This window comes from Micromonospora maritima, from assembly GCF_902825405.1.
Lineage (GTDB): Bacteria > Actinomycetota > Actinomycetes > Mycobacteriales > Micromonosporaceae > Micromonospora > Micromonospora maritima.
Map to the genome: position 1 here is coordinate 1 of NZ_CADEAU010000316.1, position 6,326 is coordinate 6,326.

The following is a 6,326-nucleotide window of genomic DNA, read 5'->3' on the forward strand; positions in this document are numbered from 1 at the left end:
CGCCGCGTCCGCTCCTCGGCCGCCGTCGGAGCCGGACCGCACGGCGGCCGGACGGCGACGGGCCCGGCGCCCCCAGGGGACACCGGGCCCGGCTACGGTCGTCGGATCACCAGCTGAGGTAGCCCGCCTGGGTCTGTACGTTCAGCTCGGGCACCAGGAGGAACTGGGCCAACCAGGTGCGCGGGTCACGCAGTTCCAGCACGTCCAGTCCCTTCTGGATGTCGCTGGAGTAGATGTGGCCGTTGTACCAGTAGGCCGACCAGGACCCGCCGGTGCGCAGCTGCGTGGCGTCCAGCGGCCCGCGCTCCCAGTAGGCGATCTCCTTGGGCTTGCGCGAGTCGGTGAAGTCCCACACCGAGATGCCGCCCTGGTACCAGGCCTGGACCATGATGTCGCGGCCGGGCACCGGGATCAGCGAGCCGTTGTGCGCCACGCAGTTCTCGGTGTCCGCGTTGACCCGCGGGATCTTGTAGTAGCTGCGGAACTCCAGCTTGCGGGCGTCGCCGCGGCCGGTGATGTCGTAGATGGCGTCCGCGCCGCGGTTCGGCCCGACCACCTCGTTGCAGGTCGCCGCGCCGCCACCGCCCAGCTCGTCGGTGAAGACGACCTTGGTGCCGGCGTTGTTGAACGTGGCCGAGTGCCAGAACGCGAAGTTCTCCGCGTCGGTGACCCGCTCGATCACCCGGGGCGCCTCACGGTTCTTGATGTCCAGCAGGATGCCGTCACCCATGCAGGCGCCCGCGGCCAGGTCCTTCGACGGGTACGCGGTGATGTCGTGGCAGCCGGTGGTGGCCGACGACTGACCCGGGACGCCCGGGTAGCCGCCGTCCGGGAACAGGTTCGGCGTGGCGACCACGGAGGCGGTGGTGGGGTTCTTCACCGGCACCTTGACGATGGAGATGGAGTCGTGCGGCGGCTGGCAGTCCGGGAACTCGGCCCGCGGGCTGTACGACGAGACGTACAGGTAGACGTTGCGCCTGTCCTTGCCCGGCACCAGGGTGTGGGTGTGCGAGCCGCAGGCCGTCTCCACCGACTTGATGTAGCGCGGGTTGCGCTTGTCGCGGATGTCGAAGATCTTGATGCCCTCCCAGGACTCCTTCACCGACGCCGGCTGGGTGGTGCTGGCACAGGAGTCGTCGTTGCGGGAGGAGTCGGTCGACAGGAAGAGCAGGTTCCCGTGGACCGAGACGTCGTTCTGCGAGCCGGGGCAGAGCACCTGCGAGACGATGCTCGGCCGGCTCGGCCGGGAGACGTCGTAGATGACGAAGCCGTCGTAGTTGCCGACGAACGCGTACCGGCCCTGGAAGGCGATGTCGGTGCCGAGGGCGGCCGTGGTGTCGAAGGGGGCCTGCTTCGGCAGGTTCGCCACCTGTCGCAGGTTGGGGCTGCTGGAGATCTCGTCGACCCCCGGGACGGCGTCCACGGTGGCCGGAGCCGCCTGGGGGACCTCCTGCGCGCTGCTCGGCGGCGCGGCGACCACGCCGGCGAGCAGCAGGCCGGCGGCGGCGAGACCGACGAAACGGGTACGGGACGTGCGGATGCTGATCACCGGCAACACCCTTCGAAAGGGGGATGATGATTCGCCACACCTTACCGATTCGTGACGGCTATCAATGTGATCCCGGTCACATCCGGGAACTTTCGTCTATGGATAGGATCGCTGTCACCTCGACCGGAGGGAGGGCCGTATGACCGGTCGGCAGGCACGCGTGTGGTATGCCGTCACAGTGCTGGCAGCGCTCCTGGTGATCGGCGGACTGGCGCTGACCGGACGCGGCGACACCCGCCCGGCGGCGGCCCGACCGAGCCCGGCCGGCGCCGTCCCGAGCCCGACGGACACCGTCTCGGCCCCGCCCGTGCTGGTCCCCGGCCGCCCCGGCGAGCCGGCGGCCACCCGTCCCGCCGCAGAGGTCCGCGACGCCGCGCCGCCGCGGTGGAACGGCCTCGACGTCTGGTACGTGCGGATGATGATCCCGCACCACGAGCAGGCGCTGGAGATGGCGAAGCTGGCCCCCGACCGGGCCGCCGATCCCCGGATCCGGGCCGTCGCCGACCGGATCCGGGCCGCCCAGGGACCGGAGGTCGGGGTGCTGCGCGCCTGGTTGAGCGCCCGTGAGCTGCCGGCCGAGGTGGCCGGCCACGACCACGCCACCATGCGCGGGATGCAGTCCGCCGACGCGATGCGGCAGCTCGCGGACGCCCGGGGAGCGGCGTTCGACGCGCTGTTCGTGCGGATGATGACCGACCATCACCAGGGCGCGGTGGTGATGTCCACCGACCTGCTCAAGGTGGGCGCCGACCAGGCCATGCAGGAGTTCGCCAACGCCGTCGCGGTCGAGCAGTCCGCCGAGATCACCCGCATGCGCGCCCTCCTCCCCTCCTGACCCACCCCACCCGACCTGACCCGCCGATCATGAAGTTGACGGTGACGAATCGGACGGTCCCGGCAGTCAACTTCATGATCGACAGCAATCCGGCGGCTGACGCGGTGGGCATCGACGGGGCCGCCACCCCGTACGCTGGGTGACCGTGGACCGCCTGATCCTCGGCCGCCCGCTGCGCGGTGTCGCCTTCGACGCCGCCGTCTCCGGGCTGGTCGTCCTCTTCGCCGTGCTGGGCCTGCTGGCCGAGCAGGGCGGGCTGCCGGCGTTCGCGGTCGGCGTGGCGATGGCGGTGGCGCTGTTCTTCCGGCGGACCCACCCGTCGCTGGTCGCCCTCGCGGTGGCCGCTCTGGCGCTGATCCAGGTGATCGTCGGCTGGGGCCCGCTGGGCTACGACATCGGCGTGCTGATCGCCCTCTATAGCGTGGTCAAGTACGCCGCCCGGGCGCGCGACGGCGTCCTGGCCGGGGTCGGCGCCGCGATCGGCGTGCTGCTCTCCGCGCTCTCCTGGCCCGGGCCGTCGCCCTGGTGGGCGGGGGCGCTCTACTACGGCCTGGTCACCGGTGCGGTCTGGCTGGTCGGGCTGAACGTGCGGACCCGCCGGCTCTACGTGCTCAGCCTGGAGGAGCGGGCCGCGACGCTGGAACGGGAGCGGGAGGCGGAGTCCCGGGCGGCGGTGGCCGAGGAGCGCACCCGCATCGCCCGGGAGCTGCACGACGTGGTGGCGCACAGCATGGCGGTCATGATCGTGCAGGCGGACGGCGTGCGGTTCACCCTGGACCGGGATCCGGCGACCGCGCGGGAGGCGGCGAAGGTGGTGGCGGACACCGGCCGGCAGGCGCTGGAGGAGATGCGGCGGCTGGTCGGGGTGCTGCGCGAGCCGAGCCGCCCGGAGCCGGTCCCGGTGACCGGTGAACCGGCTGCCGAGCCGGCGCACCGGCGTCCCGCGCTGGTGGAGCTGCCCGCGCTGCTCGACCGGTTCCGCGCCGCCGGGCTGCGGATCGCCTGCACCGGCGCCGGCACCCCGGTGGCGCTGCCGCCCGGCCTGGAACTGACCGTCTACCGGGTGGTGCAGGAGAGCCTGACCAACGCGCTCAAGCACGCCGGCGTGGGGGCGTCGGTCGAGCTGACGCTCGACTGGGACGCCGACGCCGTCGTGGTCCGGGCCGTCGACGACGGGCGCGGCCGTCCGGTGGTGCGGCCGGCGCCGTCCGGCGGGCACGGCCTGGTCGGCATGCGGGAACGTGTCGGGGTGTACGACGGCAGCCTCGCCGCCGGACCGACGCTGGCCGGCGGCTGGCGGGTGGAGGTACGACTGCCGCTGCCCGCGCCGGCCGGAACCGAGGAAGGGAGCGCGGCGGCGTGACCGTGCGGGTGATGATCGTCGACGACCAGGCGCTGGTGCGCGCCGGATTCCGGATGGTGCTCGACTCCCAACCCGACCTGGCCGTGGTCGGCGAGGCGATCGACGGCGCGGACGCGCTGCGGGTGCTGGACCGGGTCGAGGTCGACGTGGTGGTGATGGACCTGCGGATGCCCACCATGGACGGGGTGGAGGCGACCCGGCGGATCTGCGCCCGCTCCACCGCTGGGCGTCCCCGGGTGCTGGTGCTCACCACCTTCGACACCGAGGCCGACGCCTTCGCCGCGCTGCGCGCCGGGGCGAGTGGCTTCCTGCTCAAGAACGTGCCGCCGGAGGAACTGCTCGCCGCGATCCGGGTGGTCGCCGAGGGCGACTCGGTGGTGGCCCCGTCGATCACCCGGCGCCTGCTCGACCGCTTCGCCGGGCAGCTCGGCCCCGCGCCGGTGGAGGACCCGCGCCTGGCCCAGCTGACCGAGCGGGAGCGGGAGGTGCTGTTGCTCGTCGCGCAAGGGCTGTCCAATGCGGAGATCGCCGGGCGGGTGCACGTCGCGGAGGCGACGGTGAAGACCCACGTGGGCCGGATCCTGGCCAAACTCCAGCTCCGTGACCGGGTCCAGGCCGTGGTGCTGGCGTACGAGAGCGGGCTGGTCACGCCCGGCGGCTGACCCGGCGTACGCCTCGGGTCGTACGGGTCCGGCCGGTCGGGGGCGACCGGGGGAGTACCGAGGTCGAGCGCGCAGGTGGAGATCACCTCCCGGGCGCCGGCCATAGCGTCGGAAGGGTCACCAGACCGCCTCCGACGGGAGCACCATGTCGTCCGCAACCCCGACCACCGGCGTCGCCGTCGCCGCCCGTGACCTGCGCATGGAGTACGGCGTGGGACAGCACCGGGTCGTCGCCCTCGACGGCGTCGACCTCGACGTCGCCGCCGCCCGGTTCACCGCCGTGATGGGTCCCTCCGGGTCCGGCAAGTCCACCCTGCTGCACTGCCTCGCCGGCCTGGACCGGCCGTCGGGCGGCACCGTCGAAATCGGCGGGGTCGACCTGGCCCGGCTCGACGACCGCCGGTTGACCCGGCTGCGCCGGGACCGGATCGGCTTCGTCTTCCAGAAGTTCAACCTGCTGCCCACGCTGACCGCGCAGGAGAACGTCGTGCTCCCGCTGGCCATCGCCGGGCGGCGGCCCGATCCGGCCTGGCTGCGACAGGTGGTGGCCGCCGTCGGCCTGACCGACCGGCTCGGTCACCGGCCGGCCGAACTCAGCGGTGGCCAGCAGCAGCGCGTCGCGGTGGCCCGCGCGCTGGTCACCCGGCCGTGGGTCGTCTTCGCCGACGAGCCGACCGGCAACCTGGACTCCCGTTCCGGGGCGGAGGTGCTGCGCCTGCTGCGGGAGGCCGTGGACACCCTCGGGCAGACCGTCGTCATGGTCACCCACGATCCGGCCGCCGCCGCGTACGCCGACCGGGTGGTCTTCCTGGCCGACGGCCGGCTCGTCGACGAGCTGCACGCCCCGACCACCGCCCGGGTACGCGACGCGCTGAGCCGCCTCGAGCCGGCCGCGACGCCGGCGGGGCGGTGACCGGGATGCTGCGTCTGACCCTGCGCCAGGTCCGGGCCGACGGCCTGCGGCTGCTGCTCTCCTCGCTGGCGATCGTGCTCGGCGTCGCCTTCGTCGCCGGCACCCTGATGGTCACCGACGACATGCGGGCCGGGGCCTACGCCCGCGCCGGCACCTTCGACAGGCACACCGACCTGGCCGCCTATGCCGGCCGGGTACCGCTGTCGCCGGCCCTGGTCGACCGGGTCCGTGCGGTGGACGGGGTGGCCGCCGCGGCGGGGGAGCTGACCGGCAGCGCCGGGGTGCTCGGCGCCGACGGCCGGCCCGTGCTCGGCTACGCCGTGCTCGCCGCGATCCCCACCGAACCGGCCCTGCAGTCCTACGACGTGGTCGCCGGCCGGCTGCCGCAGCGCGCGGGCGAGCTGGTCCTGGACGAGGAGACCGTCGCCGAGCAGCGCTTCACCCTCGGCGGGCCGGTGTCGGTCGGTGGGGCCGGTGGGGCGGCCCGGGCGTACACCCTGGTCGGTGCCGTCGACGTGGCCGGGACGTCGCGCGACGTCGGCGGGCCGTTCATCGGCCTGGTGGGCGCCGACGCCCTCGCGGTCGGGGGTGAGCGCGGCTACGGGCGGATCATGGTGGCCGCGCGTCCCGGGACGGACGTCTGGGCGCTCGTCGACCGGGTCCGCGCGGCGGTGGGCCCGGACGTCACGGTCCGCGACCGCGCGGCCGTGCTCGACGCGGCGGTCGCCGACGCCGTCCGCGACCTGCGGCAGTTCGAGCTGCTGCTGGGTACGTTCGCGGCGGTGGCGGTGGTGGTGGCCGGCTTCGTCATCGCCAACACGTTCGCGATCGTGCTCGCCCAGCGTACCCGGCGCACGGCGTTGCTGCGCCTGGTCGGGGCGACCCGGGGGCAGGTCTACCGGGCGACGCTTGTCGAGGCGGCGCTGACCGGGCTGGCCGCCTCGGCGGTCGGGGTGCTGGTCGGCACGGGACTGGCCGCCGGCCTCGGCGCGCTGCTGGGGGCG

At 73.8% G+C, this 6,326-nt stretch carries 6 protein-coding genes; 5 read left to right on the top strand and 1 reads right to left on the bottom strand.

Annotated features, from left to right (window positions below):
• Window positions 1–106: 106 nt before the first annotated feature.
• Window positions 107–1,540, bottom strand: coding sequence for an LVIVD repeat-containing protein (locus HUW36_RS22960; RefSeq protein ID WP_425487258.1), 1,434 nt, complete (start codon window positions 1,538–1,540; stop codon window positions 107–109).
• Window positions 1,541–1,688: 148 nt separating this feature from the next.
• Here HUW36_RS22960 and HUW36_RS22965 point away from each other — a divergent pair, with 148 nt between their 5' ends.
• The 5 genes from HUW36_RS22965 to HUW36_RS22985 form a co-directional block, all read left to right on the top strand.
• Window positions 1,689–2,384, top strand: coding sequence for a DUF305 domain-containing protein (locus tag HUW36_RS22965; RefSeq protein WP_174530071.1), 696 nt, complete (start codon window positions 1,689–1,691; stop codon window positions 2,382–2,384).
• A gap of 139 nt (window positions 2,385–2,523) precedes the next feature.
• A complete protein-coding gene (locus tag HUW36_RS22970; RefSeq protein ID WP_174530072.1) occupies window positions 2,524–3,747 on the top strand; it encodes a sensor histidine kinase in 1,224 nt (407 codons plus the stop codon).
• A complete protein-coding gene (locus HUW36_RS22975) occupies window positions 3,744–4,409 on the top strand; it encodes a response regulator (RefSeq protein WP_174530073.1) in 666 nt (221 codons plus the stop codon). The genes HUW36_RS22970 and HUW36_RS22975 overlap by 4 nt, the downstream gene beginning before the upstream one ends.
• Window positions 4,410–4,554: 145 nt before the next feature.
• Window positions 4,555–5,322, top strand: coding sequence for an ABC transporter ATP-binding protein (locus HUW36_RS22980; protein WP_174530074.1), 768 nt, complete (start codon window positions 4,555–4,557; stop codon window positions 5,320–5,322).
• Window positions 5,323–5,327: 5 nt separating this feature from the next.
• A partial coding sequence (locus HUW36_RS22985; protein ID WP_174530075.1) for an FtsX-like permease family protein occupies window positions 5,328–6,326 on the top strand: 999 nt, incomplete at its 3' end.